Source organism: Mesorhizobium sp. WSM4828, from assembly GCF_055811175.1.
In genome coordinates, this window is sequence record NZ_JBVVQK010000016.1 from 84,613 (window position 1) to 110,108 (window position 25,496).

The following is a 25,496-nucleotide window of genomic DNA, read 5'->3' on the forward strand; positions in this document are numbered from 1 at the left end:
ACGGCTCGATTCCCCCAATTGGCGGCATCGCAGATCAACAAAAAATTGAAGTCGCTAATAATGTCGTGATCTGCGGATTCGGCTCGTTTTTTCCACAATTTGCTGCGTGCCGGAATTCTTTTTCTGCTTCCCGTGGGTTAGGCAAACAAGCAGTTCCAAAGCTAGAAAAACGGTGCTTATATGCGGCCTTCGCGAGCCTGACAGAGGGGCTTGGAAGAACATCAGGGAGTGCTCAATGAAAAAGAAACTGACTTTTGCAGCCGCGTTGCTGGCTGCAAGCGTCCTCGGCGGCATGGCCAATGCAAAACAACTGGTCTATTGCTCGGAGGCTTCGCCGGCCGGCTTCGACCCGTCGCCATGGAGCGGCGGCAACGACTTCGACGCCTCGTCGCGCACCATCTATTCGCGCCTTGTCGAGTTCGAGCATGGCAAGACCACCATCTCGCCCGGCCTGGCCGAGAGCTGGACGGTTTCCGACGACGGTCTCGAATACACCTTCAAGCTTCGCCCGGGTGTGAAATTCCAGACGACGGATTATTTCACGCCGACGCGCGACCTCAACGCCGACGACGTGATCTTTTCCTTCGAACGCCAGTGGAAGAAAGAAAGCCCGTGGTACAGCTATCTGGAAGGCACCGGCTGGGAATATTTCACCGGCATGGGCTTCCCCGATCTCCTGAAGGAAATCGTCAAGGTCGACGACCTGACGGTGAAATTCGTGCTGAACAAGCCTGAAGTCGCGTTCCTGCCGGACCTCGGCATGGATTTCGCCTCGATCGTTTCCAAGGAATATGCCGACCAGCTCGACAAGGCCGGCACCAGGCAGCAGTTCACCCAGAAGCCGGTCGGCACTGGTCCGTTCCAGTTCGTCGACTATCAGGTCGATGCGGTCGTGCGCTATGCGGCATGGGACGGCTACTTTGGCGGCCGCCAGAAGATCGACGATCTGATCTTCGCCATTACACCCGATCCCGCCGTACGCGCGCAGAAGCTGAAGGCAGGCGAGTGCGATATCATGTCATACCCGGCGCCGGCCGACATTGCCGGACTGCAGGGTGACGCGAACCTCAAGGTCGACGAGCAGGAAGGCCTCAACATCGGCTATCTCGCCTACAACACCACGCAGCCGCCCTTCGACAAGGTCGAGGTCCGCAAGGCCCTCAACATGGCGGTCAACAAGAAGGCGATCATCGACGCCGTCTATCAGGGCGCCGGCCAGGTTGCCGTCAACCCGATTCCGCCGACCATGTGGTCCTACAACAAGGACATCAAGGACGATCCCTATGATCCCGAGGCGGCCAAGAAGATGCTGGCCGATGCAGGCGTCAAGGATCTGTCGATGAAGATCTGGGCAATGCCGGTCAGCCGTCCCTACAACCCGAACGCCCAGCGCGTGGCCGAACTGATCCAGGCCGATTATGCCGCCGTCGGCGTCAAGGCGGAGATCGTCAGCTACGAATGGACCGAATACCGCCAGCGCGGCAAGGCCAAGGATCGTGACGGCGCCTTTGAACTGGGCTGGACCGGTGACAATGGCGACCCGGACAATTTCCTGTTCCTGCTCGGTTGCGATGCTATCGGCCAGTCCAACTATGCGATCTGGTGCAACAAGGAGTTCGACGATCTGCTGAAGAAGGGCAAGGCGACGACCGACGTCGCCGAGCGCACCAAGATCTACGAGGAAGCTCAGGTGGTGTTCAAGCGTGAGGCTCCGTGGCTGACCATCGCCCACTCCAAGGTCTTCATGCCGATGAACAAGAAGGTGTCGGGCTTCGTTATGGACCCGCTCGGCATTCATCGGTTTGACGGCGTCGACGTCACCGAATAAGTCCTGAGAAATTGAACGGCGGCGCTGGACTTCCCGCGCCGCCGTTCTATGAAGCAAGATGCTCCGTTATCTCTTCCACAAGCTCGCTTTGATCATCCCGACCGTGTTCGGCATATCGCTGGCGGCGTTCGCTTTCGTCCGGCTTCTGCCTGGCGATCCTATCCTGGCCCTGGCGGGCGAGCGCGGCGTCAGCCCCGAGCGCTACGCCCGGCTCATCGAGCAGTTCGGCTACAACCGGCCCTATGTCATCCAATACCTGGAATATATCGGCAGGGTCCTGACCGGCGATTTCGGCATATCCATTGCCACCAAGCGGCCAGTGCTCGGCGAATTCCAGGCGCTGTTTCCAGCCACGCTGGAACTGGCGACAGTGGCGTTGATCATCGCCGTCCTGCTCGGCATTCCTGCCGGTATCTTCGCCGCGGTCAAGCGTGGCTCGTGGTTCGACCAGGCGACGATGGGTGTCGCGCTGACCGGCTATTCGATGCCGATCTTCTGGTGGGGGTTGCTGCTCATCATCTTCTTCTCCGGCTATCTCGGCTGGACGCCGGTTTCCGGCCGCATCGGCCTGCAGTATTTCTTCAGGCCGACGACCGGGTTCATGCTCATCGACAGCCTGATCTCCGGCAGGAGCGGCGCTTTCAAATCCGCCGTCAGCCATTTGATCCTGCCGTCGATCGTGCTGGCGACGATCCCGCTTGCCGTCATAGCGCGTCAGACGCGCTCGGCGATGCTCGAGGTGCTGGGCGAGGACTATGTCCGCACCGCGCGCGCCAAGGGCCTGGCGCCGCGCCGCGTCATCGGTCTGCACGCTTTTCGCAACGCGCTGATCCCGGTGGTCACCACCATTGGCTTGCAGGTCGGCACATTGATGGCGGGCGCCATTTTGACCGAAACCATTTTTTCCTGGCCGGGCATCGGCAAATGGATGATCGACGCCATCGGCAAGCGCGACTATGTCGTCGTCCAGAGCGGATTGCTGATCATCGCGCTGATCGTCATGGCGGTGAACCTGATCGTCGACGTGCTCTACGCCGTCATCAATCCGCGCATCCGGGTGCAGTGAGATGACCGACGAATCCGCCGCCGAAGCCACCGCTGCCTCCATCCCGACAGGCGGCAGGCAACGGGCTTTCGCCGAGTTCTGGCACTATTTCTCGATGAACACCGGCGCGGTAATCGGCCTTGTCGTGTTTTCGGCGCTGGTGCTGGTGGCGATCTTTGCGCCGTTCGTCGCCCCACATTCGCCCGACGAGCAGTTTCGCGATGCGCTGCTGGCACCTCCTGCCTGGCAGGAAGGCGGCAAATCGATGTTCCTGCTCGGCACCGACGCCGTCGGTCGCGACATGCTTTCACGGTTGATCTTCGGGGCGCGTTTTTCGCTGTTCATCGGCCTGGTGGTCGTCGTCTTCTCACTCACCAGCGGCATCGTGCTTGGCGTGCTCGCCGGCTATTTCCGCGGCTGGGTCGACACGCTGATCATGCGCATCATGGATATCATCCTGGCCTTCCCGTCGCTGCTTCTGGCGCTGGTGCTGGTGGCGATCCTCGGCCCGGGCCTGTTCAACGCCATGCTGGCGATCGCGCTGGTGCTGCAGCCGCATTTCGCACGCCTCACCCGCGCCGCTGTGATGGCCGAAAAGAACCGCGAATATGTCATCTCCGCCAAGGTGGCCGGCGCCGGTCATCTTCGCTTGATGGTGAGGACGATCCTGCCGAACTGCCTGGCACCGCTGATCGTGCAGGCGACGCTGTCCTTCTCCAACGCTATTCTCGAGGCTGCGGCGCTCGGCTTCCTCGGTGTCGGTGCGCAGCCGCCGACGCCGGAATGGGGCACGATGCTGGCCTCGGCGCGCGAGTTCATCCTGCGCGCGCCTTGGGTGGTGACCTTCCCCGGCCTTGCCATCCTGATCACTGTGCTTGCCATCAACCTGATCGGCGATGGTCTGCGCGATGCCTTCGATCCCAAGCTGAAGAGGTCATGATCCAATGCCTCTTCTCGAGATCAAGAGCCTGACCGTTTCCTTCGACACCGCCGCCGGACCATTCATGGCGGTACAAGGCATCGACCTGTCGATCGAACCGCGCGAGGTGCTGGCGATCGTCGGCGAATCCGGTTCCGGCAAATCGGTGGCGATGCTGGCGGTGATGGGGCTTTTGCCCAACACGGCGACGGTGAGGGCCGACCGCATGGCCTTCGACGGCATCGACCTGCTTAAGCTCGGCCCATCCGAGCGGCGCAAGATCGTCGGCAAGGACATTTCGATGATCTTCCAGGAGCCGGTCGCCAGCCTCAACCCGTGCTTTACCGTCGGCTTCCAGATTGAGGAGGTGCTGCGCTTCCACATGGGTATGGACCGCGCCCAGCGCCGGGCGCGCGCCATTGAACTGATGAAGCTCGTCGGCATCGCCGACCCCGAGGAACGGCTGGGCTCCTTCCCGCACCAGATGTCGGGTGGTCAGTGTCAGCGCGTCATGATCGCCATCGCCATCGCCTGCAATCCCAAGCTTTTGATAGCCGACGAGCCAACCACGGCCCTCGACGTCACCATCCAGAAGCAGATCCTCGATCTGCTGGTCGGCCTGCAGGCCAAATATGGCATGGGCCTGATCATGATCACCCACAATATGGGGGTGGTTGCCGAGACCGCCGACCGTGTCATCGTCCAGTACAAGGGCCGCAAGATGGAAGAGGCCGACGTGCTGTCGCTGTTCGAGTCCCCCAAGAGCAACTACACGCGCGCGCTCCTGTCGGCGCTGCCGGAAAACGCCGTCGGCGACCGGTTGCCTACTGTTTCCGACATGTTGTTCGAGCCGGCCCCATCTGTAGTCGCAGCCCGGTCCGCAGGAGGAACCGCCTCATGAGCGTGACGGTAGTCGAAGGCAAGAACATCGTGCGCGACTATCATGTCGGCGGCGGGCTTTTCCGCCCTTCCCGTACGGTTCATGCGGTCAAGGGTGTTTCGTTCAGCGTCAACAAGGGCAAGACGCTGGCCATCGTCGGCGAAAGCGGCTGCGGCAAGTCAACACTTGCCCGCATCATCACCCTGATCGATCCGGCGACCTCCGGCGAGCTTTTCATCGACGGCAAGAAGGTGGACATCGCCAGGGACGGCCTGTCGAAGGAAATGCGTCGCAAGGTGCAGATCGTCTTCCAGAACCCCTATGGTTCGCTCAATCCACGCCAGAAGATCGGCGACGTGCTTGGCGAGCCGCTGCTCATCAACACCGACAGCACGGCTGACGAGCGGCGCGATCTTGCCATGAAGATGCTGAAGAAGGTCGGTCTCGGCCCCGAGCACTATAATCGCTACCCGCATATGTTTTCGGGCGGCCAGCGCCAGCGGATCGCCATCGCCCGCGCGCTGATGCTCAACCCCAGCCTCCTGGTGCTGGACGAGCCGGTCTCGGCGCTTGACCTGTCGGTGCAGGCGCAGGTGCTGAACCTGCTCGCCGACCTGCAGGACGAGTTTCAGCTGACCTATGTTTTCATCAGCCACGACCTGTCGGTGGTGCGCTATATCGCTGACGACGTGATGGTGATGTATTTCGGCGAAGCGGTCGAATACGGCGCGCGCGACGAGGTCTTCGCCGACCCCAAGCACAGCTACACCAGGACGCTGTTCGCGGCGACGCCGCGTGCCGACGTTGCCAGCATCAAGGCAAGGTTGGCGAAAAAGAAGGCCGCCTGATCCGGCGAGGTTTGCCGGCCGGCTACCGCTTCTCGATCCCCGGAATGCCGGAGATCTGCTCGACGAGAAAGTCGACCAGCAGCCGCACCCGGGCAATGCCCGCACGCTCCGGAACGATCAGCATGCTCAGCGGGACCGGAGGCGGAAAATAGCCCGGCATGACCACCTCCAGCCGGCCGGCCGCCAGGAGATCGTCGACAAGCCAGTGGTGCGCGGGTGCGATGCCGCGTCCGGCGACAAGGGCTTCGCGCGCGGCAAGCCCATGGTCCACACGAAATCGCCCGCCAAAGGGCACCGCAAAGGTCTCGCCGCCCGGCCCCTGCAGGACGAGCATGTCGCTTCCCGCGATGTTCGACATCCGGATGCCTTCATGGCCAGGCAGATCCTGCGGGACAGCCGGTCTGCCGCGCGCCGCCAGATAGGCCGGCGCCGCCACCAGCAGACGTCGGGACTGGCCGAGCGCCCGCAGTTTCATCGAGCTGTCGGTGAGCGGACCGAGGCGAAGCGCGATATCGACGCCCTCCCGCACAAGATCGATGCGGTCGTCGGTGAGGCTGAGATCGATGCCGATGTCGGGATAGCGGTCCTGAAAGGCGAAGATCAGCCGGCTGACATGCAAGACCCCGAGCGCCGCCGTGCAGGATATCCGGATCGTGCCGGCCGATGCGCCGCGCGTGCCTCGCGCCTCGTCGCCGGCCTGCTCAACGAGGCGCAGGATCTGGACGCTGTCGGCATAGTAACGGCTGCCTTCGTCGGTCATCGTGACGCGCCGGGTGGTCCTGCTGAGCAAGGGTACTCCGACGGCCTCCTCGAGTTCCCGCAAATGCCGTGTGATTGTCGACTGCCCAACTCCGAGTTCGCGCGCCACAGCCGAGAGGCTACCGCGCTCGGCAACCCGAACGAAGGTGCGCATGCGCTCGAGAGTGACGTCCGATCTATCCATTATTCGGCATTATATTATACATTTCCTGCATATAGTGGATCAGCCCACGGCTGGCTACTTTTGGTGTCTATCGTCCCTTCTTCGGAGTAGACCCATGAAAGTCCTGCTTGTTTTTGCTCATCCTGAACCGCGTTCGCTCAACGGCGCGTTGCGTGACGTCGCCATCAGGGAACTCGAGGCCCAGGGCCACGAGGTGCGGGTGTCCGACCTCTATGCCGATGGCTGGAAATCCGAGGTAGACCGTGCCGACTTTCCGTCGTGGCCGCCCGAAGCACGTTTCCTGCCGGCCGGCGCCTCCAAAAAGGCTTTCGCGACGAACACTCTGACCAATGACGTCAAAGCCGAGATCGGCAAGCTGCTATGGGCCGACACCCTGATCCTCCAGTTCCCGCTGTGGTGGTACGCCATGCCGGCGATCCTCAAGGGCTGGGTCGATCGGGTGTACGCCTACGGCTTCGCCTATGGCGTCGGCGAGCACAGCGACAAGCGGTGGGGCGACCGCTTTGGTGAGGGAACGCTCGCCGGCAAGCGCGCAATGCTGATCGTGACCACCGGCGGCTGGGAGGAGCATTATTCCGCCCGCGGCGTCAACGGCCCGATCGACGACCTGCTGTTCCCGATCAATCACGGGATTCTCTACTATCCGGGCTACGACGTGCTTCCGCCGTTCGTGGTCTACAGGGTGGACCGTTTCGGGGAGGCCGATTTCGAGCCTGCCGCGGAGCGACTGCGCGAGAGGATGCGGACGCTCGAGACAATCCGGCCCATTCCTTATCGGCAGCAGAATGGCGGCGATTACTTGATCCCAAGCATGCAATTGCGCCCGGGCCTGGAGAACCCGGGTGCGACCGCCTTCGCGCTTCACGAGAACCGCGCCGGCGCCGCCGGCCAGCCCGATCAGGACAGCCGGGCGATGATGGTGCGCAGCGCCTCGCCGAAGCGCCGGACTTCCTCGATCGTATTGTAATGCACCAGCGAGGCGCGCACGGCGCCGCTGTCCATGCTGAGATTGAGCCGCTTCATCAGGCGCGGCGCATACATGTGGCCGTCGCGGATGCCGATCTGCATCTCGGCCATCTCCTCGACGATCCTCTGCGGCGACAGCGTGCCGATGTTGAAGCAGAAGGTCGGCACGCGCTCGCCGAGGCGTGCCTCTTCGGCAACGCCGTAGATCGTAGCGCCGCAATCTTTGAGCACCGCCAGCATTTCGCGCGCCAGCACCTGCTCGTAGTCGCGGATGGCATTCATGCCGGCGACGATGTTGTCGCGGCGCGACCGGTTATTGGCTGGAGCAAAATTGCGGCCGATCGATTCGAGGTAGCGCACCGCGGCATCCATGCCGGAGACGTTCTCGTAAATGAAGGTACCGGCCTCGATCTTGTAGGGCGGCTCGTCGGGGATGAAATCCTCGCGGAAGGTCGGCAAGCGCTTCAACGTTTCGAAGCGGCCCCACAGGAAGCCCATATGCGGCGAGAAATTCTTATAGCCGGAGCAGACCAGATAGTCGCAATCCCAAGCCTGCACATCGATCAACCCGTGCGGTCCGTAATGCACGCAGTCGAGGAACACTTCAGCGCCTGCCGCATGCGCAATCCCAGCCACGGAGGCAACGTCGACAATCGAGCCGATCGAATGCGCCGTCACCGTGCAGGCCACGAGCCGGGTGCGCTCGGAGACCAGCGGGCGCAAATCGTCGACATGCAGATTGCCGTCCTCGCGCATCCGCCACCATTTGAACTTGGCGCCGGCGGGCGCCAGCGCCAGCCACGTCGCGATATTGGCGTCGTGGTCCATGTCGGTGACGACGATCTCATCACGCTCCTCGTTTGGTCGCTCGGAAAGCATCTGGCCGATGCCGAGGCTGACCAGGCGGATGAACGAAGTGGCGTTCATGCCGAAACAGATCTCCGCCGGGTTGGCGGCGTTGATCAGCAAGGCCACGCTTTCGCGCGCGCCGGCGACGGCTTGGTCGACGGTGACGCTGCGGCCATAGCGGCCGCCGCGCTGCACATTATGCGCGACCAAATGGTTGGTGACCGCATCGAGTACGCTTTGCGGGATCTGCGCGCCGGCGGCATTGTCCATGAAGACGAAGTCGCCCGCCTGCTGCAAGGCGGGAAACATGGCGCGGATCGTCTCGACCGGGAAAGCTGCGGCATCGCCGGTTTTCGAAATCTGATGCTGGTTCAAGGTCGTCTCCTGCGAAGTGCGCTGACAGATTCAGCGGGTCTTTTCGGTTTGGAAGCGGCGTTCAAGGAGGCTGACGAGACGGACCATCGGCCAGAGAAAGATGAGGTAGACCAGCGCCGCGCCGATCAGCGGTGAGGGGTTGGCATAGAGCGACTGTGCGTTGGTCGCTTCCTTCAGCAGTTCGGGCAGCGCCACGGTGGATGCGAGCGAAGTATCCTTGAACATCGAAACGCAATTGCTCGTCATTGGCGGAATGACCACGCGGATCGCCTGCGGCAGTACCACCTTGCGCAATGTCAGCAAGAACGGCAGGCCGAGCGCCTGCGCCGCCTCGAACTGGCCGCGCGGAATGCTCTCTATGCCGGAGCGGAACACCTCGGCCGAATAGGCCGCCATGATGATGGCGAAGGCCATCACCGCGGACGTCCACGATGACAGGCGAATGCCGAGGAACGGCAGCGCATAGTAGATCAGGATCAGCACGACCAGCACCGGCATCGCCCGGAAAATGTCGATGTAGCCGACAGCCAGTAACCGAAGCGGCTTCGGCGCATAGAGCCGCACCAGGCTGATCGCGAGGCCGACGGGAATACCGATGCCGATGCTCATGATTCCAAGCAACAGCGTGTTCAGGAAACCGCGCAGCAGCGCCGGCAGGCTGGAGACCATGACGTCGGCGTTGAAGAAGGTGTCCAGCAGCGACATCGCAGCATTCCCGAAACGTTTGGCGTCCCGCGACGCTCGAGCCCGAGCCCGAAATCCGAAAATCGTGCCAGCACGAAAGCCGGCACGACATTTAAGCGCGAACTGCCGCTCAGGCCTTCGGCATAGGCATTTCCTTGACGGTCGAGGACTCGGCAGGTGCGTCGCTGCCGAACCACTTCTTGTGGATCGCGGCCAGCGTGCCGTCCTTCTTCATCGCGGTCAGCGCGTCGTTCAGCTTGCCGAGCAGCGGGTGGTCTTTGGTCATCATCAGGCCGTACTGCTCGCCGGTCTTGATGCGCTCTTTTACGGCGAGATCCTTCATCCTGGTGAAAGAATATTCCAGGCCCGGAATATCGCTGACCGCCGCATCGACGCGGCCGGAGCTGAGATCGAGCAGCAAATTCTGCTGCGTGTCGTAGCCTTTGACGTCACTGAACCCGTCCGCTTCCTGGTGGGCCTTGACCCAGGCTTCGCCGGTCGAGCCGGACAGCACGCCGACGATCTTGCCCTTGAGGTCGGCCTCGGCTTTGATCGGGCTGTCGGCCTTCGCGGCGATGCCCATGTCGGAATCATAGTAGGGCTGCGTGAACGACTGAGACTTCAGCCGCTCCGGCGTGATGGTGATCGACGAGATGGCGACGTCGATGCGCTTCGAGGTGGTGGCAGCGAACAGCGCCTGGAAACCGAGGTCGGCGATATCAGTGGTCATGCCGATACGCTTTGCCGCCTCATTGATGATGTCGACTTCGAAACCCTCGAACGTGCCGCTCTCGTTCTTGTATTCAAAAGGCGGATTGGTCGGATAGGCGCCGACATTCAGCGTGCCTTCGGCATAGGCCGGGCCGCCGGCGATGCCGATGGCGGCAGCAAGAAGCAGCAGGTTGCGACGGGTGAAGTTCATTTTCGTTCCCTCTGGTTGTGATCGGACGGGTTGGCCCCGCACGGCTTTGATACGCCAAGTGACCGGACTGCCGGAAAGCCCTCCCGGCACGGCAGTCGTAAGATCGATGCTATCCAAAGTACCGTGCTTTTCAAGGCGAAAGTTTTAAGCTTAAAAAATTGCCGCGTGTTGCCGTCACTCCGGAATAACCGCCGTGGCCTGGATCTCAACCTTGGCGCGATCCTCGACAAGCGCCATCACCTGCATAGCGGCCATCGCCGGAAAATGCCGGCCGATCACCTCGCGATAGACCTCGCCGATCCCCTTGAGATTGGCCAGATATTCCGCCTTGTCGGTAAAGTACCAGGTCATTGAGGTGATATGATCAGGCGTGGCGCCGGCCTCGGCGAGCACGGCAACAATATTGGCCAGCGTCTGCCGCACCTGGCCGACAAGATCATCGGTCTCGAAGCGGCCCTGTCCGTTCCAGCCGACCTGCCCGCCGACGAAGACAAGCTGCCCACGCGCGGTAACGCCATTGGCGTAGCCGACGGGTTTCGCCCAGCCTTCCGGCTGCAGGATGGTGTGCATGTCAAAACCTCCCAATGCTCAAATCCGGTCGCTTAAAACTCAAAGACAATCAATTCTTCCACACAACTCCGGTCTCAGGCCGCCCCCATCACCTGCCGTGCAATCACCACCTTCTGCACGTCGGACGCTCCCTCGTAGATGCGCAGCGCCCGGATCTCACGATACAGACTTTCGATGATATGGCCCTTGCGGACGCCGTCGCCGCCATGCAGCTGCACAGCCTTGTCGATCACCTCTTGCGCTTTGTCGGTAGCGAACAGCTTGGCCATGGCGGCTTCGCGGGTAACCCGAGCCGCGCCCATGTCCTTGGTCCAGGCGGCACGATAGACCAGCAACGCGGCGGCATCGACATCCAGCGCCATGTCGGCGATGTGGCCCTGCACCATCTGCAGCTCGGCCATCGGCGCACCGAACAGGCTGCGCTCGGCCACTCTTGTGATGCTTTCGTCCAGCGCGCGCCGGGCAAAGCCGAGCGCCGCTGCGCCGACGGTCGAACGGAACACGTCGAGCACGGACATGGCGATGCGAAAACCGTCACCGGGTTTGCCGATCAGCGCCGAGGCTGGAATGCGTGCATTGTCGAAGGACAGCCGGGCGAGCGGGTGCGGCGCAATCACCTCCAGCCGCTCGGCAACGATCAGCCCCTCGGTTTCGGAAGGCACGACAAAGGCGGAAAGCCCCTTGGCGCCGGGCGCCTCGCCGGTACGGGCAAAGACAACATAAAAGTCAGCGATACCGCCGTTGGAGATCCAAGTCTTTTCGCCCGATAGGAGATAGCTGTCGCCGTCACGCGTGGCCGTCATTTCCATATTGGCAACGTCCGAGCCCGAGCGCGGCTCCGACAGCGCGAAAGCCGAAATCGCCTTGCCGGCCCGTGTTTTCGCCAGCCAGCTCTGCTGGTCGGGCGAGCCGAACAGGCTGAGCGCACCAGTGCCGAGCCCTTGCATGGCGAAGGCGAAATCGGCCAGCCCGTCATGCCGGGCCAGCGTCTCGCGGGTGAGGCAGAGCGTGCGCACGTCGAGTGCTGCAGGGTTGTCGGAATCGAGCCCCGTCGGCTTCAGCCAGCCGTCCTTGCCGAGCTTGGTCACCAGCTCGCGACAGGCGGCGTCGACATCGTCATGCGCGACCGGCAGGTTCTTGGCGCACCATGCCTCCAGCCGCTCTGCCAGTTCGCGGTGACGATCCTCGAAGAACGGCCAGGAGAGGAAGGAACGGTCAGGCATTTCTGCCTCCACAGTTCTCCGGCCCTGCCGCTCCACGGCGCCCCCCTCTGTCTTGCCGGACATCTCCCCCTCTAGTGGGGAGATTGGCAGCTCCGGCGTCGGCTCCTATCTTGCGGCGGTGGCGATTGGCGAAAGCCGCAGCGACATTCGATCTCCCCCCTTGAGGGGGAGATGGCCGGCAGGCCAGAGGGGGGTGCTGTCCCGCCAGCGTGGCCATGGAAGCGATCATTCTCAATCCCCCTCGAACACCGGTTTTTCCTTCGCGACGAAAGCCGTGTACGCCCGCTCGAAGTCACGGGTCTGCATGCAGATCGCCTGCGCCTGGGCTTCCGCTTCGATCGCCTGGTCAAGCCCCATCGACCATTCCTGATTCAGCTGCGTCTTGGTCATGCCATGGGCGAAGGTCGGGCCGGAAACGATGCGCGCGGCCATGTTGAGCGCGTCGGTCTCGAGCGTTGCGGCATCGACCAGCCGGTTGTAGAAGCCCCAGCGCTCGCCTTCCTCGGCGCTCATCGTGCGGCCGGTATAGAGCAGCTCGGCGGCGCGGCCCTGGCCAATGATGCGCGGCAGGATCGCGCAGGCGCCCATGTCGCAGCCGGCAAGGCCGACGCGGGTGAACAGGAAAGCCGTTTTGGCCTGTGGCGTTGCGATGCGGATATCGGAAGCCATGGCGATGATCGCGCCGGCGCCGACCGCCACGCCGTCGACCGCCGCAACAATCGGCTTACCGCAATTCAACATCGCCTTGACGAAATCGCCGGTCATGCGAGTGAAGGCGAGCAGCGCCTTCATGTCCATCTTGACCAGCGGGCCGATAATTTCATGGACATCGCCGCCCGAGCAGAAATTGCCGCCATTGGGCAGGAACACCACTGCATCGACGTCGTCGGCATAGACGAGGTCGCGAAAAGTGTCGCGCAATTCGGCATAGCTGTCGAAGGTCAACGGGTTCTTGCGTTCGGGCCGGTCGAGCCGGATCTTTGCGACCTTGCCTTCGACCTGCCATTGGAAATGCTTCGGCTTGCGGCCCGCCATCTTCGTCATTCCCGTCCCTCCCAATTGCTGCGGAAGGAGGTCAGCATGCCGGTCAGCCGGCGCGCCTCGTCCTCGCTCACATTGCCCAGCAACTCGCCGACCCATTTCTCATGCGCGGCGGCGATTACGGCGAAAGTCCTCGACCCTTCCTCGGTCAGCCGCACCATCGAAGTGCGGCGGTCGCCATTGCGTCGGGCCCGCATCACCAGCCCTTCCGAGACCAGCCGGTCGATGATGCCGGTGACATTGCCGTTGGACACCAGCAGGAAGCGCGACAGGTCGCTCATCAGCATGCCTTCAGGCGCCCTGTAGAGCGCGGCCATCACGTCGAAGCGTGGCAGCGTCGTGTTGAACTCTTGCCGCAAGCGTTCGCGCAGCTCGGCCTCGATGGTGCGCGAGGCGCGCAGCAGGCGTATCCACAGCCGCAGGCGGTCTTTGCCGGGTCCGGACGGGGCAGGCAGGGGACCGGCTACCATGTCTCACCTCCGGAGATCGAAATCGTCTGCCCGGTAATCGACCGGGCGGCGTCGCCACACAGATAAAGTACCGCGGCCGCAATTTCTTCCGGCTGGATGAAGCGGCCTTGCGGGTTGGTCGCGGCAAGGCTTGTCCGTGCCTGCTCGGACGAGCGGCCGGTCGTTTGGACGATGCGCTGGACGGCGCTCTCCAGCATCTCGGTTTCGACAAACCCTGGGCACACGGCATTCACTGTTATGCCGGACTTGGCGGTCTCGACGGCGAGTGCCCGCATCAGGCCGACGACGCCATGCTTGGCGGCAACGTAAGCTGCAACATAGGGATAGCCTTTCAGTCCGGCGGTGGAGGCGACGAAGATGATACGGCCAGTCTTGCGCACTGCCATGCCGGCCAACGCCGGCTTCACAGTCAGAAACGCACCGGTCAAGTTGACGTCGAGCGTGCGCTGCCAGTCTGCCAGCGAGGTCCGCTGCGCCGGGGCGCTGCCGGACATGCCGGCATTGGCAACGACGACGTCGAACGGTCCGCGTGCCGCTTCCGCGGCCTCGTAGAGCGACGCCATCGATGCCTCGTCGGCGACGTCGGCGGCATTGGCGAAGATGCGCTTGTTCTCGGCGGCAACCGCAGCCAGCGCCGCTTCGCGCCGGCCGCAGATGGTCACGTTAACGCCCGCGCCGGCAAGCGCCAGCGCGATCGCCCGGCCGACGCCGGAGCCGCCGCCGGTGACCAGCGCATGACGCCCCGAAATCGTCGTCGCGGCACTCATACTTTCAGCCCCGCTGCCGCTTCGCGTTCGGCCAGCCGGTAGAGCTGGTCGCGGCCGGGCAGATAGGGATCCGGCCATTTGACGCCGCGATCGCCAAGCGTGACGGCCGCGTGCAGCGTCCAGTAGGGATCGGCAAGATGCGGCCTAGCCAGTGCGACGAGATCGGCACGGCCCGCCATCAGGATCGAGTTGACATGGTCCGGCTCGTAGATATTGCCGACCGCCATCGTCGCCATACCGACCTCGTTGCGGATGCGGTCGGAAAACGGTGTCTGGAACATGCGGCCATAGACCGGTCTTGCCACGGCCGAAGTCTGGCCGGCCGACACGTCGCAGATGTCGACGCCGGCCTCATGCAGCAGCCGCGCGATCTCGACGGCATCGGCCGGCGTCACGCCTTCGATGCCGAGCCAGTCATTGGCGGAGATGCGCATCGAGATCGGCTTCTCGGCCGGCCACACGGCGCGCACCGCATGAAAGATTTCCAAGGGATAGCGCATGCGGTTTTCCAGCGAGCCGCCATAGGCATCGGTACGCCGGTTGGTCAGGGGCGTGATGAAGGAGGACAGGAGATAGCCGTGCGCGGCGTGTATTTCGAGCATGTCGAAGCGGCAGCGCGCCGCCATCTCGGCCGAGGCGACAAACTGGTCGCGCACCATATCCATGTCGGCGCGGTTCATCGCCCTCGGCACCTGGTTTTCCAGCGACCACGGCACGGAAGACGCTGCCATGACCGGCCAATTGCCCGAGGGCAGCGGCACGTCGGTTCCTTGCCAGCCGAGCCTGGTCGACCCCTTGGCACCCGAATGGCCGATCTGGGCGCAGATCTTGGCCTCGGTTTCGCCATGGACGAACTCGACCAGCCGCTTCCAGGCGACCTCATGCTCGGGCGCATAGAAACCGGGGCAGCCAGGCGTGATGCGGCCCTCCGGGCTGACGCAGGTCATCTCGATGTAGAGGAGGCCGGCGCCGCCCTTGGCCCGTTCGGCGTAATGGGCGAAATGCCAGTCGGTCGGACAGCCGTCGACGGCCTTGTACTGCGCCATCGGCGAGACGACGATGCGGTTCTGCAGCGTCATGTCGCGCAGCCGGAACGGCGCGAACATCGGCGCGCGACGAAGACTGTTGCCGCCGGCTCCGGCCTGGCGCTGAAACCATTCTTCAGCGCCGGCCAGCCATTCGGCATCGCGCAGCCGCAAATTTTCGTGGCCGATGCGCTGCGAGCGGGTCAGCAGCGAATAGTTGAACTGCACTGGATCGAGGCCGAGATAGCGCTCGACCTCCTCGAACCATTCGAGCGAATTGCGCGCCGCCGACTGCAGCTTCAGCACTTCGGTGCGCCGCGCATCCTCATATTTGCGGAAGGCCGCATCGAGGCCCGGCTCGGACTCGACATAGTCGGCCAGCGCAACCGCGCTTTCCAGCGCCAGCTTGGTGCCGGAGCCGATCGAGAAATGCGCGCTCGCCGCCGCGTCGCCCATCAGCGCCAGGTTCTTGTAGGACCAGCGTTCGCACAAGACGCGTGGGAAATTGATCCACGCCGAGCCGCGGATATGATTGGCGTTGGTCATCAGCGCGTGGCCGCCCAGATGCCTGGCGAAGATGCGCTCGCAGACGGCGATCGATTCCTGCTGCGACATCGCGCCGAAGCCGAAGCGCTGCCAGGTCTGCTCGCTGCATTCGACGATGAAGGTCGCGGTATCGCTGTCGAACTGGTAGGCATGCGCCCACACCCAGCCATGCTCGGTCTTTTCGAAGATGAAGGTGAAGGCATCGTCGAATTTCTGGTGGGTGCCGAGCCAGACGAACTTGCATTTACGGATGTCGATATCGGGCTTGAACACGTCGACGAAGGCGCCCCGCGCTTTCGAGTTCAGCCCATCGGCGGCGACGACCAGATCGTGCGTCTCCATATACGGCTTGGGATCGGCGATGTCGGTCTCGAAGACCAGCTTGACGCCTAGTTCGCGCGCCCGCCGCTGCAGCAGCGTGAGCAGCCGCTTGCGGCCGATGCCGCAAAAGCCGTGGCCGGTCGAGACCGTGCGCACGCCGTCATGGATGACGGCAATGTCGTCCCAATAGGCGAAGTGCTTGCGGATCCAGACGGCGCTGACCGGGTCGTTCTTGGTCAGGTTCTCCAGCGTTTCGGCCGACAGCACGACGCCCCAGCCGAACGTATCATCGGCACGGTTGCGCTCGAGCACCGTCACTTCATGCGCGGCATCCCTGAGCTTCAGCGAGATGGCAAAGTAGAGCCCGGCTGGTCCGCCGCCGAGAACCGCAACTTTCATCGTGCGATCTCCTCTTCGCTTCTGTCCGTCGAGTTTACGCCTGAGGCGGATTAATTCAAGCTTGAAGTTTCAGGATTGAAACAATCCGCCTCGGAAACCCAGCTTGCCGGCAATCGGCTTGCGCAGGCCAGGGACGCCCGGACTATTTTTCCGGGTTCTTCGGGCTCCACAGCACCGTCTCCGCATCTTTTTCATAGGCCATGCCATTGGGATAGCTGATCGCTTCCAACTGCAAGCCCCAAGGCGCCTGGAAGTAGAGGATGGTCTGGCCTGCGGCCGGGCCTTCGGTAACCGGCAGCGGCCCCATCCGCGTCTTGACGCTCTTGCCGTCAAGATAGGTTTTTGCGGCGGCGATGTCGTCGACATAGAAGGCGATATGGAAGCCGCCTATGTCGCTGTTGCGAGGCGTCAGGTCCTTCTGGTCCGGCGCAGTGTATTTGAACAGCTCGATGTTCGACCCGTGTCCGCAGCGGACCAGGGTGATCTCCTCGATCACCGCCTTGGGATCGACGCCCAGCAGATCCTGCATGAACGTGCCCTTGTCGTCGGCGAACGGGCCGAACGACATCGCCTTCTTGCAGCCAACCACTTCGGTGAAGAACTCGACTGCCTGCTGCATGTCGGGGACGGTGACCCCGGTGTGGTCGTGGCCACGCATGCCGGGTATCGAATCAGCCGAGGCTGTCCCCATCGAGCCGAGCAGAGCTGCCGCAAGCATCGTGTTTCTGATCGCGTATTTCATTCCAGTTCTCCTCCGTTTCGCGAGCTGACTTGTCGACGCACGTCCGAGGCCCGCCCTTCGGCGTGCGAATAGGATTGTGTTTCATGCCGGCGCCTTTGCGGCGGGCAGCAACCAAGCGTCATCGATCTCGGGCAGCGGAATGGCGGCGAGGAGGTCGCGCGTGTAGGCCTGCTGAGGCTTCTCGAACAAAGTATCCGTCGCGCTGGCTTCGACGATCGCGCCTTCGCGCATGACGATCACTTGCCTGCAGAGCCGCCGGATCACCGACAGATCATGGCTGATGAAGGCAATGGTGAGGCCCATCTCGGCGGCGAGTTTTTCCAGCAGCATGAGGATCTGCGCCTGGGTCGAGACGTCGAGGCCGGAGACGATCTCGTCGGCCAGCACGAATTTCGGCGACAGCGCCAGGGCGCGGGCGATGCCGACACGCTGGCGCTGGCCGCCCGACAATTCGTGGCGGTAGCGGCTGGCAAAGCTCTGCGGCAGCCCGACGCGCTTCAACGCCTCGGCGACGCGCGCCTTGAGATTATCGCCAAGGCCGTTCTGCTTGAGGGGTGCTGCGATGATGCTGGCAATGGTGCGGCGCGGGTTGAGCGACGACATCGGATCCTGGAAGATCATCTGCAGATTGCGGCGCAGCGGCCGCAGCTCATTCTCCGCCAGATGCGTGATGTCGCGGCCGTCGAAGGTGACGGTGCCGGCGCTCGGCTCCAAAAGCCGCACCAGCGCGCGGCCAAGCGTCGATTTGCCGGAGCCGGATTCGCCGACGATGCCGGTTACCGATCCCCTTGGCAGGTCGAAATCGAGGCCTTTCAGGATCTCGGCCATTGGCGCGCGACCGATCAGCGGCTTGCGCGTCATGTCGGGCAGCGCGACCTTCAGCCCACGTACGGAAAACAGCGGCTCAGTCATGCGGTCGCCTCCAGGCCTGATCGGCAGAAGCGATCTCCGCAGCAAGCCCGGCCAATACCGCCTCGTCCACCGGTTTCAGCGATGCAAGCGGATCGGTGTAGCGCGGCGTCGCCGCCATCAGCGCCCGTGTGTAGGCGTGCTGCGGGGCGGCGAAGAGGACAGCCGTCTCGGCCTCCTCCACCACCTTGCCGGCATAGAGCACGGAAACTTTCTGGCTGATCTTGGCGACGACGCCGAGATCGTGGGTGACGAACAGGATCGCCGTGCCGTGCTCGCGCTGCAATTGCGCGATCAGCCGCAGGATCTGCTTCTGCACGGTTACGTCGAGCGCCGTGGTCGGCTCGTCGGCGACGATCAGCCTTGGTTCGGCTGCGAACGCCGCGGCGATCAGCACGCGCTGGCGCATGCCGCCGGACAGCTCGTGCGGATAGCATTTGAGGACACGCTCGGGATCGCGGATCTGCACCTCGTCCAGCAATTGCCGGATGCGTGCATCGGCCTTCTCGCCGCTCCAGCGCAGGATGCGCACCAGCCGGTCGGTCATCTGCGGGCCGATGCGGCGCGACGGATTGAGCGCGGTCAAGGGATCCTGTGGGATCAGCGCCGTGCGCGCGCCGATCAGCGTGCGCCGTGCCCTGGGCTGGAGCTTGCCGAGGTCCTCGCCCTCGAAAAGCATATCGCCTTCGACGATGCGTACGCTGGGTGGCAGCACGCCGAGCACCGCCTTGCCGATCATCGTCTTGCCGGCGCCGCTCTCGCCGACCAGCGCCCGGACTTCTCCGGGCCCGACGGCTAGCGACACCGAGCGCAGCACGCGCAAGCCATTAGGCAGCACCGCGCTAAGGCTGCGTATGTCCAGGCAGGGTTTCGCGGGCGCGTTCATCGCAGCACCGGATCGAAACGTGCCCTGAGACCTTCGCCGAACTGGCTGAACGACAGCACCGTCAGGATCAGGGTGACCAGCGGGAACACCAGCACCCACCAGGCCTGATGGATCGACAGGCGGCCCTCGGCGATGATGCCGCCCCAGGTCGGATCGTCGGTCGAGATCGACAGATTGACGAAGGACAGGATCGCCTCGACGATGACGGCAATGCCCATCTCAAGCGACAGCAGTGCGACGATCGACGGCACCACATTGGGCAGCACCTCGCGCAGCATGATGCCGATGCGGCCATAGCCGGCGATGCGGGCGTTCTCGACATAGTCCATTCGCGACTGGCCCATCGCCTCGGCGCGGATCACCCGGCAGAAGCGCGTCCAGTCGATGACGGCGATGGCGATGATGACCGAGCTCAAGCCGGTACCGAGCACGGCGACCAGCAGGATGGCAAACAGCACCGGCGGGAACGCCATCCAGACATCGACGATGCGCGAGATGATGCGGTCGGCCCAGCCGCCGAAATAGCCTGATATCAGGCCGAGCGTCGAGCCGACCAGGCAGGCGGCGATCGCGGCGGCGAAGGCGACGATGAAGGCGATGCGGCCGCCGAAGATCAGCCGGGAGAGCAGGTCGCGGCCGAGGCTGTCGGTGCCGAGCCAGTAGCCGGGCTCTGCACCGGTCAGCCAGATCGGCGGCAGCCGCTCCAGCATCAAATCCTGCGCCAGCGGGTCCTGCGGTGCGACCAGCGGCGCGAAAATTGCGGCCAGCAGCGCAATCAGCAGCCAGCCGCCGGCCAGCCACAGGCGTGCCCGCGAGCCATGTCTTGAAATACGGGCCTCATCCATGGCGCAGCCTCGGATTGAGCAGCGCATACATCATGTCGACGGCAAGGTTGATCAGCACGAACAACAGCGCGAACACCAGCACGATGCCCTGGATCAGCGGCAGGTCGCGGTTGATGACGGCATCGATCGCCATATTGCCGAGGCCTTCATAGGAAAACAGCCGCTCGACGATGACCGTACCGCCGATCAGGAAGGTGAACTGCACGCCGACCAGCGTCAGCGTCGGCAGCGCCGCGTTCTTCAGCGCCTCGCGCAGGATGACCTGCGTTTCCGAAAAGCCCTTTACCCGCGCCAGCACGACATAGTCGAGGTCGAGCACTTCCTTGAGCGACTGTTTCAGCAACTGCGAGATGATGGCGGCCAGCGGCAGCGCCAAGGCCACGGCCGGCATCAGCACGTGCGCCAGCAAATCCTTGGTCAGGTCGAAGCGCAGTCGCACGATGCTTTCGAACAGATAGAATTGCGTGGCGAAGGGCAGGTCGAGCTGCGGCGACACCCGGCCGGAAATGTCGAAGATGGGCACCAGCACGCCGAACAGCAGGATCAGCACCAGGCCCCACAGGAAATCGGGAATCGAGAGCGCCGCACCGCTCGCAATGTCGATGCCGGCTTCGACCGCTGTGCCGCGCTCGCGCGCGCCGAGGATCGCCGTCGTGCCGCCGATCGCCACCGCCATCAGGAGCGCGACGGTGGCGAGTTCCAGCGTCGCCGGGAGGCGATTGAAGACCAACCCAAGCACGTCCTGACGCAGTGAGATCGACGTGCCGAAATCGCCCCTGACGACACCGGCCAGCCAGATGAAGAACTGCTGGACGATGGTCTTGTCGAGCCCGTAAAGCGCGCGCAGCCGGGCGATGTCGGCATCGGTCGCGCCGGGCGGCAGCATCATCGCGATTGGGTCGCCCGGCGCGACGCGGATGACGACGAAGACGACGACGGCCACACCGAACAGCGTGATCGCCATCGTCAGAAGACGGATCAGGAATCTTTGCAGCAGCATTCTGGCTTAAGCCTAATGCGTTTCAGTGACTGATGGAACGAACAGGCCCCCTCATCCGGCCGCTTCGCGGCCACCTTCTCCCCGAGGGGAGAAGAGGTCGCTGACGGCTGAGCCAGTCTCTTCTCCCCAGCTGGGGAGAAGGTGGCCCGAAGGGCCGGATGAGGGGGCCTGCGCAAGCAGAGGAGGCACGCTATCTTGCGACCGCGGGCCTCCTCGCGCTGATCTCAGGCCGGGCTCATCAGCGCCGGCAGAAGTGCGCCCGACACATGCTGTACGACGTTGACGCCCTTGGCATGCACGATCGGCTGCGCATACTGGATCAGCGGCAGCACATAGGCCTGTTCGGCGATGTATTTGTCGACGGCCTTCCAGCCGGCGATGCGCTTGGCCTCGTCCTTCTCGCCCCATAGCGGGTTGATCATGTCGATCAGGTCTTGACTGTCCCATACCGAATGCGGGCTTGGGCCATACATGGCGAAGCCGGTCGACGTCGTGGGATCGCCGATGGCATTGCCCCAATTGTAGAAGGCCGCCGGCGCCAGCTTGTCGGCTGCGCGCAGCTCGTAGTGCTTGGCGATCTCGTAGACCTCGATCTTCGCCTCGATACCGACCTTGCGCCACATGCCGACGATCGCCTGGATCATCTCGTAATCCTTGGGCTTGAAGCCCTTGGTCGTCTGTATCGTGAACTTGACCGGCTTTTCCGGCGAATAGCCGGATGCGGCCAGCAATTCCTTGGCCTTTTCCGGATTGTGCTCGACCTTGATCGACGCATCGTAGGCGGCGTATTCCGGTGTCTCCAGCGTATCTATGGGTTGGCCGTAGCCGCGCAGCAACCGATCGACCAAAAGCTTTTTGTCGACCGCCATCACCGCTGCCTGGCGGACGTTCTTGTCCAGCATCACGTCGATGTCGTTGAAGAAGATCATGCCGATGTCGGAAACATTCTTGCACGAGCCGGCAAGCCCGTCCTTGGCGATCAGGCGGTCATATTCCTCGTAAGGAATTTCCAGCGTCACCTGCGAGGAACCGGACTCGATCTCGGCGACGCGGCTCGCCGCATCGGTGACGAACTTGATGGTCACGTTTTCGAAGGCCGGCTTGCCGCCCCAGTAGTTCGGGTTGGCTTTAAGCCGCAGGAAGGCGTTGCGCTCGAATTTGTCGACCATATAGGGTCCGGTGCCGATCGGAGCTTTCTCGAAGCCTTCGGCGCCGACCTTCTCGTAATAGGCCTTCGGCATGATGTAGCCGGTGAGGAACGACATCCACTTGAAATACACCGGGTCGAACTGCACGACATCGCCGGTGATCTTGTTGCCGTCGATCTTGAAGTTGTTGACGTTCTTCCAGACGAACTGGATCGGGTTGCCGGTCTTTTCGTCGCCCGCCCGCTGCAGCGACCAGACCACGTCTTCGGCCGTAAATGGCGAGCCGTCATGCCATTTCACGCCCTCGCGCACCGTCATCATGATCTTGCCGCGATCTTCGTTCCAGCCCCATTCGGTGAGCAGGCCGGGCGCGAAGGAAAGATCCGGCTTCTGCGGGATGAACTGGTCGAACACCGATTGGTAGAGGCCCTGGATGGTCGGGTTGACGGCCGAAGGCCCGGTGGTCGGGTCCCAGGACGGCAGGTTGACATTGTAGGCGATGGTCAGTTCGCCGGCAGCCTTGGCGATTTGCGGCAGGCCGAGCGCCGTTGCGCCAAGTGCCGCCGCGCCATATCCGAGCAATTCTCGTCTGTTGATTGTCATGGTCGTTCCCCTGTTGCTTTTATGCGCGGTGTCGTTGTCGTTTCGTGGGTTCAGGCTCCTTGGGCAACCGCGCCTTGTCCTCCTTCACCCCTGGATGAAAAATGGTGCCTACCTCCCGCCAAGTTGTTGCGCGAGCATGAAGCCCGACGCCGCCCCGGTGCCGGCGCCCGGCCATGTTGCCGCCCCGGTCAGGTGCAGATTGCCGACCGGCGTGTTCCAGCCGGCGTAACCGCGCGCCGGCCGGAACAGGAAATTCTGCGCCAGATGATGGCTGCCGCAGATCTGGTCGCCGCCGACGAGGTTCGGGTTCTCGCGTTCGAGGTCGACGGGCGAGAACACGGCGCGGCCGAGGATCTTCCGGCGAAGGCCGGGCGCATAGCGCTCGATAATGTCGAGGACGCGCTCGGCGTAGTGCTCCCTAGCCTCGTCCCAGTGAGCCGCCGCGATCGTGCCCGCCGCATCGCCCACAATCTCGGCCGGCAGCATGCGCACCTGCACCCACAGCACGTGCTTGCCGTCTGGCGCACGCGAGGGATCGACCGCGGTCGGCTGGCCGACGACCAGCACCGGTTCATCCGGCAGCATGCCGGACATCGCCTGTTGATAGGTCCGCGACATGGCATCGAGCGACGGCGACAGATGCACATAGGCGAACTGCCGAAGCTCGGCACCGGCGCGCCAGTCCGGCAGATCGTCGAGTGCCAGATGGATCATCATCGTCCCCGGCGCGCGGCGGAATTTTTTCATGGCCGTGTCGAAGCCGGCATCGCCCGATCCATTACGCAAAAGTTTCCCGGTCAGCGCCTTGGGCGCGACACCGGCGATGACGGCCCTGGTGGCGGTGTGGGTCTCGCCGGAAGCGAGCCGCACGCCGGTCGCCTTGCCGGCCGAAACTGTGATCTCGGCAACATCAGCCTCGGTGACGATCTTGCCGCCGGCAGCCGTGAGCATGCCCGACAAAGCGCGGATGATGGTGTCGGCGCCGCCCTTGCCGAGCACCATGCCGAAGCACTGGTTGGCCATGGATTCAAGGTATGGGAATACCGCGCCGCCGGCGATGTCGGGCGCGAAATCGAGATGCATGCCCCAGGTGGCGAGCGTTGCCCTGACATGCGGCGACTCGAAGTTCTCCTCGAGCCAGGCGCGCGGCGAGGAAAGCAGCAACCGGCCAGTGTCGAGCGCGCCGGCAAGGCCCTTCTTGCGCCACAGGTTCCAGGCGGTGCCGGCCAGCGCACGGCCACTCATCGGTGCGCCCAGCAGCCGGAACAGATGCTCGGCCTCGGCAGGGAAAGCCGCGACCAGCCGGCGCCATGTCGCCGCGTCGGCCGCGGAAAAAGCCGCCATCCGCGACGCGGTCCTTTCCAGGTCGTTGCTGACGCCGAACCAGCGACCATCCGGGAAGGCACTGGCGAAGCAGTCGGCGACCGGCGCGAACTCCAGCCCGCGGGTTTTCAATTCATTTGCATATTTCTTGTGGAAGCCCGAACCAGCGAACAGGCTCACATTCATCGCACCGAAATCGTGCCGGAAGCCCGGCAGCGTGAATTCGCGCGTCTGGACGGCGCCGCCGATCGTTGCATTGCGTTCGAAAACCGCAGTTTTCCAACCTTTGAGCGCCAGATGCGCGGCGCATGCCAGACTGTTGTGGCCTGCCCCGACAAATATGGCGTCGAACTCGCTCACGCCCCGTCCCATTTCCTTTATGCTTAAAGATAATTGCAGATGCATATGTTTTCGTCTAGTAGGATATTAAGGGCCGCGAGAGCCTTCAGCACCATCGAGAAAGAGGGAACAGAGACCATGGAAACACAACAACTCCTCGGCGAAGTTGCCGGCCAGCTTCTTTCCGGCGCCATCCAGGTGGTCGACCTGACGGCGCCGCTCGGGCCGGACACGCCGCTGATCAAGCTGCCGCCGGAACTCGCGGTGGACACGCCGAAGATCGAGATCCACGCCATCTCCGCCTATGACAAGAATGGCCCGTGGTGGGCGTGGAACTGGTTGAAGCTCGGCGAGCATTCGGGCACCCATTTCGACGCGCCCAACCACTGGATCACCGGCAAGGATTATCCGGACGGCGCTACCGACACCATTCCGGCGCAGAACTTCGTCGGCCCCGTCAACGTCATCGACTGTTCGAAGCAAGCGGCAGCCGATCACGATTTCCTGCTCACCGTCGATCACATCAAGGCATGGGAAGCCGAACATGGCGCTATCAACGCGGGCGAGTGGGTGGTGATGCGCACCGACTGGTATAAGCGCAACGGCTCGGAAGCCGAGTTCCTCAACGCCAATGAGACTGGTCCGCACACGCCCGGCCCGACCGCCGAAGCCATCCAGTATCTGATCGGCAAGGACATCAAGGGCTGGGGTAGTGAGACGATCGGCACGGATGCTGGAAAAGCAGGCGGCATGGAGCCGCCATTCCCGGCGCACAGCCTGATGCACAAGGCCAACCGCTACGGCCTTGCCAGCCTCTGCAACCTCGACCGGCTGCCGCCGAAGGGCGCGATCCTGATCGCGGCACCGCTCAAGATCGAGCACGGTACCGGCAGCCCGATCCGCGCGCTGGCATTGGTGCCAAGGCAATAGGGTAGCTGCGGTCTTCGGGAGAAGATCATGTGCGCAGGCAATGCTGTAGTGACGGTTTGGGAGCAGCAGACCTGCAAGGCTGCGGCTCTACGGCGCCCCCCTCTGTCCTGCCGGACATCTCCCCCACTTGTGGGGAGATTGGCAGTTTCG

The 25,496-nt window shown here is 63.3% G+C and carries 24 protein-coding genes; 7 read left to right on the forward strand and 17 right to left on the reverse strand.

All coding sequences use genetic code 11. The features are described from left to right. The first annotated feature begins 235 nt into the window (after positions 1-235). The 5 genes from AC0L2X_RS19100 to AC0L2X_RS19120 are packed head-to-tail and all read left to right on the forward strand — an operon-like array spanning position 236 to position 5,520. Positions 236-1,828: an ABC transporter substrate-binding protein gene (locus AC0L2X_RS19100; protein ID WP_473560647.1), complete on the forward strand. Its 1,593-nt coding sequence runs from the start codon at positions 236-238 to the stop codon at positions 1,826-1,828. A gap of 58 nt (positions 1,829-1,886) precedes the next feature. Then, positions 1,887-2,894: an ABC transporter permease subunit gene (locus AC0L2X_RS19105; protein ID WP_473560649.1), complete on the forward strand. Its 1,008-nt coding sequence runs from the start codon at positions 1,887-1,889 to the stop codon at positions 2,892-2,894. A 1-nt stretch (position 2,895) separates the two neighbouring features. Beyond that, positions 2,896-3,813 carry an ABC transporter permease subunit gene (locus AC0L2X_RS19110; protein WP_023676823.1) on the forward strand — a complete coding sequence of 306 codons (918 nt, stop codon included), beginning with the start codon at positions 2,896-2,898 and terminating at the stop codon, positions 3,811-3,813. Positions 3,814-3,817: 4 nt separating this feature from the next. Then, positions 3,818-4,693, forward strand: coding sequence for an ABC transporter ATP-binding protein (locus AC0L2X_RS19115; protein ID WP_473560651.1), 876 nt, complete (start codon positions 3,818-3,820; stop codon positions 4,691-4,693). Further along, positions 4,690-5,520 carry a dipeptide ABC transporter ATP-binding protein gene (locus AC0L2X_RS19120; protein ID WP_473560653.1) on the forward strand — a complete coding sequence of 277 codons (831 nt, stop codon included), beginning with the start codon at positions 4,690-4,692 and terminating at the stop codon, positions 5,518-5,520. Before AC0L2X_RS19115 ends, AC0L2X_RS19120 begins: the two co-directional genes overlap by 4 nt. Before the next feature lie 22 nt (positions 5,521-5,542). On the opposite strand, the gene AC0L2X_RS19125 is transcribed toward AC0L2X_RS19120, so the two are convergent. Next, positions 5,543-6,463 (reverse strand): LysR family transcriptional regulator, encoded by a 921-nt coding sequence (locus tag AC0L2X_RS19125; protein WP_473560655.1) that lies wholly within the window; start codon positions 6,461-6,463, stop codon positions 5,543-5,545. Between the two features lie 94 nt (positions 6,464-6,557). Here AC0L2X_RS19125 and AC0L2X_RS19130 point away from each other — a divergent pair, with 94 nt between their 5' ends. After that, positions 6,558-7,430 (forward strand): NAD(P)H-dependent oxidoreductase, encoded by an 873-nt coding sequence (locus AC0L2X_RS19130; RefSeq protein ID WP_473560656.1) that lies wholly within the window; start codon positions 6,558-6,560, stop codon positions 7,428-7,430. On the opposite strand, the gene AC0L2X_RS19135 is transcribed toward AC0L2X_RS19130, so the two are convergent. The 16 genes from AC0L2X_RS19135 to AC0L2X_RS19210 form a co-directional block, all read right to left on the reverse strand. Further along, on the reverse strand, positions 7,361-8,653 hold the full coding sequence (locus AC0L2X_RS19135; protein ID WP_473560657.1) for a cysteine desulfurase-like protein: 1,293 nt from the start codon (positions 8,651-8,653) through the stop codon (positions 7,361-7,363). The genes AC0L2X_RS19130 and AC0L2X_RS19135 overlap by 70 nt on opposite strands. 30 nt (positions 8,654-8,683) lie before the next feature. Further along, positions 8,684-9,358, reverse strand: a complete 675-nt coding sequence (locus tag AC0L2X_RS19140) for an amino acid ABC transporter permease (protein WP_292656040.1) — start codon at positions 9,356-9,358, stop codon at positions 8,684-8,686. A gap of 109 nt (positions 9,359-9,467) precedes the next feature. Continuing rightward, positions 9,468-10,259, reverse strand: coding sequence for an ABC transporter substrate-binding protein (locus tag AC0L2X_RS19145; RefSeq protein WP_352565195.1), 792 nt, complete (start codon positions 10,257-10,259; stop codon positions 9,468-9,470). Between the two features lie 174 nt (positions 10,260-10,433). After that, on the reverse strand, positions 10,434-10,829 hold the full coding sequence (locus AC0L2X_RS19150) for a RidA family protein (RefSeq protein ID WP_473560659.1): 396 nt from the start codon (positions 10,827-10,829) through the stop codon (positions 10,434-10,436). 74 nt (positions 10,830-10,903) lie between these two features. Further along, complete coding sequence (locus AC0L2X_RS19155; protein ID WP_473560661.1) at positions 10,904-12,052, reverse strand: acyl-CoA dehydrogenase family protein; 1,149 nt, start codon at positions 12,050-12,052, stop codon at positions 10,904-10,906. A 231-nt stretch (positions 12,053-12,283) separates the two neighbouring features. Next, positions 12,284-13,096, reverse strand: coding sequence for an enoyl-CoA hydratase family protein (locus tag AC0L2X_RS19160; protein ID WP_473560662.1), 813 nt, complete (start codon positions 13,094-13,096; stop codon positions 12,284-12,286). Continuing rightward, positions 13,093-13,563, reverse strand: coding sequence for a MarR family winged helix-turn-helix transcriptional regulator (locus tag AC0L2X_RS19165; protein ID WP_473560664.1), 471 nt, complete (start codon positions 13,561-13,563; stop codon positions 13,093-13,095). Before AC0L2X_RS19165 ends, AC0L2X_RS19160 begins: the two co-directional genes overlap by 4 nt. Further along, entirely contained in the window at positions 13,557-14,330 is a 774-nt protein-coding gene (locus AC0L2X_RS19170; protein WP_473560665.1) for an SDR family NAD(P)-dependent oxidoreductase, read from the reverse strand. The genes AC0L2X_RS19165 and AC0L2X_RS19170 overlap by 7 nt, the downstream gene beginning before the upstream one ends. Beyond that, positions 14,327-16,621, reverse strand: a complete 2,295-nt coding sequence (locus AC0L2X_RS19175; protein ID WP_473560666.1) for a bifunctional salicylyl-CoA 5-hydroxylase/oxidoreductase — start codon at positions 16,619-16,621, stop codon at positions 14,327-14,329. The genes AC0L2X_RS19170 and AC0L2X_RS19175 overlap by 4 nt, the downstream gene beginning before the upstream one ends. A 142-nt stretch (positions 16,622-16,763) precedes the next feature. Next, the gene (locus AC0L2X_RS19180; RefSeq protein ID WP_473560669.1) at positions 16,764-17,363 is read right to left on the reverse strand and encodes a VOC family protein; all 600 of its coding nucleotides are present in this window, start codon (positions 17,361-17,363) and stop codon (positions 16,764-16,766) included. An 81-nt stretch (positions 17,364-17,444) separates the two neighbouring features. Beyond that, on the reverse strand, positions 17,445-18,275 hold the full coding sequence (locus AC0L2X_RS19185) for an ATP-binding cassette domain-containing protein (RefSeq protein ID WP_473560670.1): 831 nt from the start codon (positions 18,273-18,275) through the stop codon (positions 17,445-17,447). Beyond that, complete coding sequence (locus AC0L2X_RS19190) at positions 18,268-19,158, reverse strand: ABC transporter ATP-binding protein (RefSeq protein ID WP_473560672.1); 891 nt, start codon at positions 19,156-19,158, stop codon at positions 18,268-18,270. The genes AC0L2X_RS19185 and AC0L2X_RS19190 overlap by 8 nt, the downstream gene beginning before the upstream one ends. Beyond that, a complete protein-coding gene (locus AC0L2X_RS19195) occupies positions 19,155-20,003 on the reverse strand; it encodes an ABC transporter permease (RefSeq protein ID WP_473560673.1) in 849 nt (282 codons plus the stop codon). Before AC0L2X_RS19195 ends, AC0L2X_RS19190 begins: the two co-directional genes overlap by 4 nt. Beyond that, positions 19,996-21,003: an ABC transporter permease gene (locus AC0L2X_RS19200; protein ID WP_473560674.1), complete on the reverse strand. Its 1,008-nt coding sequence runs from the start codon at positions 21,001-21,003 to the stop codon at positions 19,996-19,998. The genes AC0L2X_RS19195 and AC0L2X_RS19200 overlap by 8 nt, the downstream gene beginning before the upstream one ends. A gap of 224 nt (positions 21,004-21,227) precedes the next feature. Further along, complete coding sequence (locus AC0L2X_RS19205; protein WP_473560676.1) at positions 21,228-22,754, reverse strand: ABC transporter substrate-binding protein; 1,527 nt, start codon at positions 22,752-22,754, stop codon at positions 21,228-21,230. Positions 22,755-22,862: 108 nt separating this feature from the next. Beyond that, positions 22,863-24,437 carry a phytoene desaturase family protein gene (locus AC0L2X_RS19210; protein WP_473600258.1) on the reverse strand — a complete coding sequence of 525 codons (1,575 nt, stop codon included), beginning with the start codon at positions 24,435-24,437 and terminating at the stop codon, positions 22,863-22,865. Between the two features lie 117 nt (positions 24,438-24,554). On the opposite strand from AC0L2X_RS19210, the gene AC0L2X_RS19215 reads away from it, so the two are divergent. After that, positions 24,555-25,346, forward strand: a complete 792-nt coding sequence (locus tag AC0L2X_RS19215; RefSeq protein ID WP_473560680.1) for a cyclase family protein — start codon at positions 24,555-24,557, stop codon at positions 25,344-25,346. Positions 25,347-25,496: the final 150 nt, after the last annotated feature.

Bases quoted from the DNA above. Each gene is read 5' to 3' on its own strand.
- AC0L2X_RS19120 (WP_473560653.1), top strand. From the start codon at position 4,690: ATGAGCGTGACGGTAGTCGAAGGCAAGAACATCGTGCGCGACTATCAT.
- AC0L2X_RS19190 (WP_473560672.1), bottom strand. From the start codon at position 19,158: ATGAACGCGCCCGCGAAACCCTGCCTGGACATACGCAGCCTTAGCGCG.
- AC0L2X_RS19145 (WP_352565195.1), bottom strand. From the start codon at position 10,259: ATGAACTTCACCCGTCGCAACCTGCTGCTTCTTGCTGCCGCCATCGGC.
- AC0L2X_RS19115 (WP_473560651.1), top strand. From the start codon at position 3,818: ATGCCTCTTCTCGAGATCAAGAGCCTGACCGTTTCCTTCGACACCGCC.
- AC0L2X_RS19155 (WP_473560661.1), bottom strand. From the start codon at position 12,052: ATGCCTGACCGTTCCTTCCTCTCCTGGCCGTTCTTCGAGGATCGTCAC.
- AC0L2X_RS19165 (WP_473560664.1), bottom strand. From the start codon at position 13,563: ATGGTAGCCGGTCCCCTGCCTGCCCCGTCCGGACCCGGCAAAGACCGC.
- AC0L2X_RS19205 (WP_473560676.1), bottom strand. From the start codon at position 22,754: ATGACAATCAACAGACGAGAATTGCTCGGATATGGCGCGGCGGCACTT.
- AC0L2X_RS19110 (WP_023676823.1), top strand. From the start codon at position 2,896: ATGACCGACGAATCCGCCGCCGAAGCCACCGCTGCCTCCATCCCGACA.
- AC0L2X_RS19185 (WP_473560670.1), bottom strand. From the start codon at position 18,275: ATGACTGAGCCGCTGTTTTCCGTACGTGGGCTGAAGGTCGCGCTGCCC.
- AC0L2X_RS19150 (WP_473560659.1), bottom strand. From the start codon at position 10,829: ATGCACACCATCCTGCAGCCGGAAGGCTGGGCGAAACCCGTCGGCTAC.
- AC0L2X_RS19160 (WP_473560662.1), bottom strand. From the start codon at position 13,096: ATGACGAAGATGGCGGGCCGCAAGCCGAAGCATTTCCAATGGCAGGTC.
- AC0L2X_RS19130 (WP_473560656.1), top strand. From the start codon at position 6,558: ATGAAAGTCCTGCTTGTTTTTGCTCATCCTGAACCGCGTTCGCTCAAC.
- AC0L2X_RS19195 (WP_473560673.1), bottom strand. From the start codon at position 20,003: ATGGATGAGGCCCGTATTTCAAGACATGGCTCGCGGGCACGCCTGTGG.
- AC0L2X_RS19215 (WP_473560680.1), top strand. From the start codon at position 24,555: ATGGAAACACAACAACTCCTCGGCGAAGTTGCCGGCCAGCTTCTTTCC.
- AC0L2X_RS19105 (WP_473560649.1), top strand. From the start codon at position 1,887: ATGCTCCGTTATCTCTTCCACAAGCTCGCTTTGATCATCCCGACCGTG.
- AC0L2X_RS19125 (WP_473560655.1), bottom strand. From the start codon at position 6,463: ATGGATAGATCGGACGTCACTCTCGAGCGCATGCGCACCTTCGTTCGG.
- AC0L2X_RS19175 (WP_473560666.1), bottom strand. From the start codon at position 16,621: ATGAAAGTTGCGGTTCTCGGCGGCGGACCAGCCGGGCTCTACTTTGCC.
- AC0L2X_RS19200 (WP_473560674.1), bottom strand. From the start codon at position 21,003: ATGCTGCTGCAAAGATTCCTGATCCGTCTTCTGACGATGGCGATCACG.
- AC0L2X_RS19100 (WP_473560647.1), top strand. From the start codon at position 236: ATGAAAAAGAAACTGACTTTTGCAGCCGCGTTGCTGGCTGCAAGCGTC.
- AC0L2X_RS19170 (WP_473560665.1), bottom strand. From the start codon at position 14,330: ATGAGTGCCGCGACGACGATTTCGGGGCGTCATGCGCTGGTCACCGGC.
- AC0L2X_RS19140 (WP_292656040.1), bottom strand. From the start codon at position 9,358: ATGTCGCTGCTGGACACCTTCTTCAACGCCGACGTCATGGTCTCCAGC.
- AC0L2X_RS19180 (WP_473560669.1), bottom strand. From the start codon at position 17,363: ATGAAATACGCGATCAGAAACACGATGCTTGCGGCAGCTCTGCTCGGC.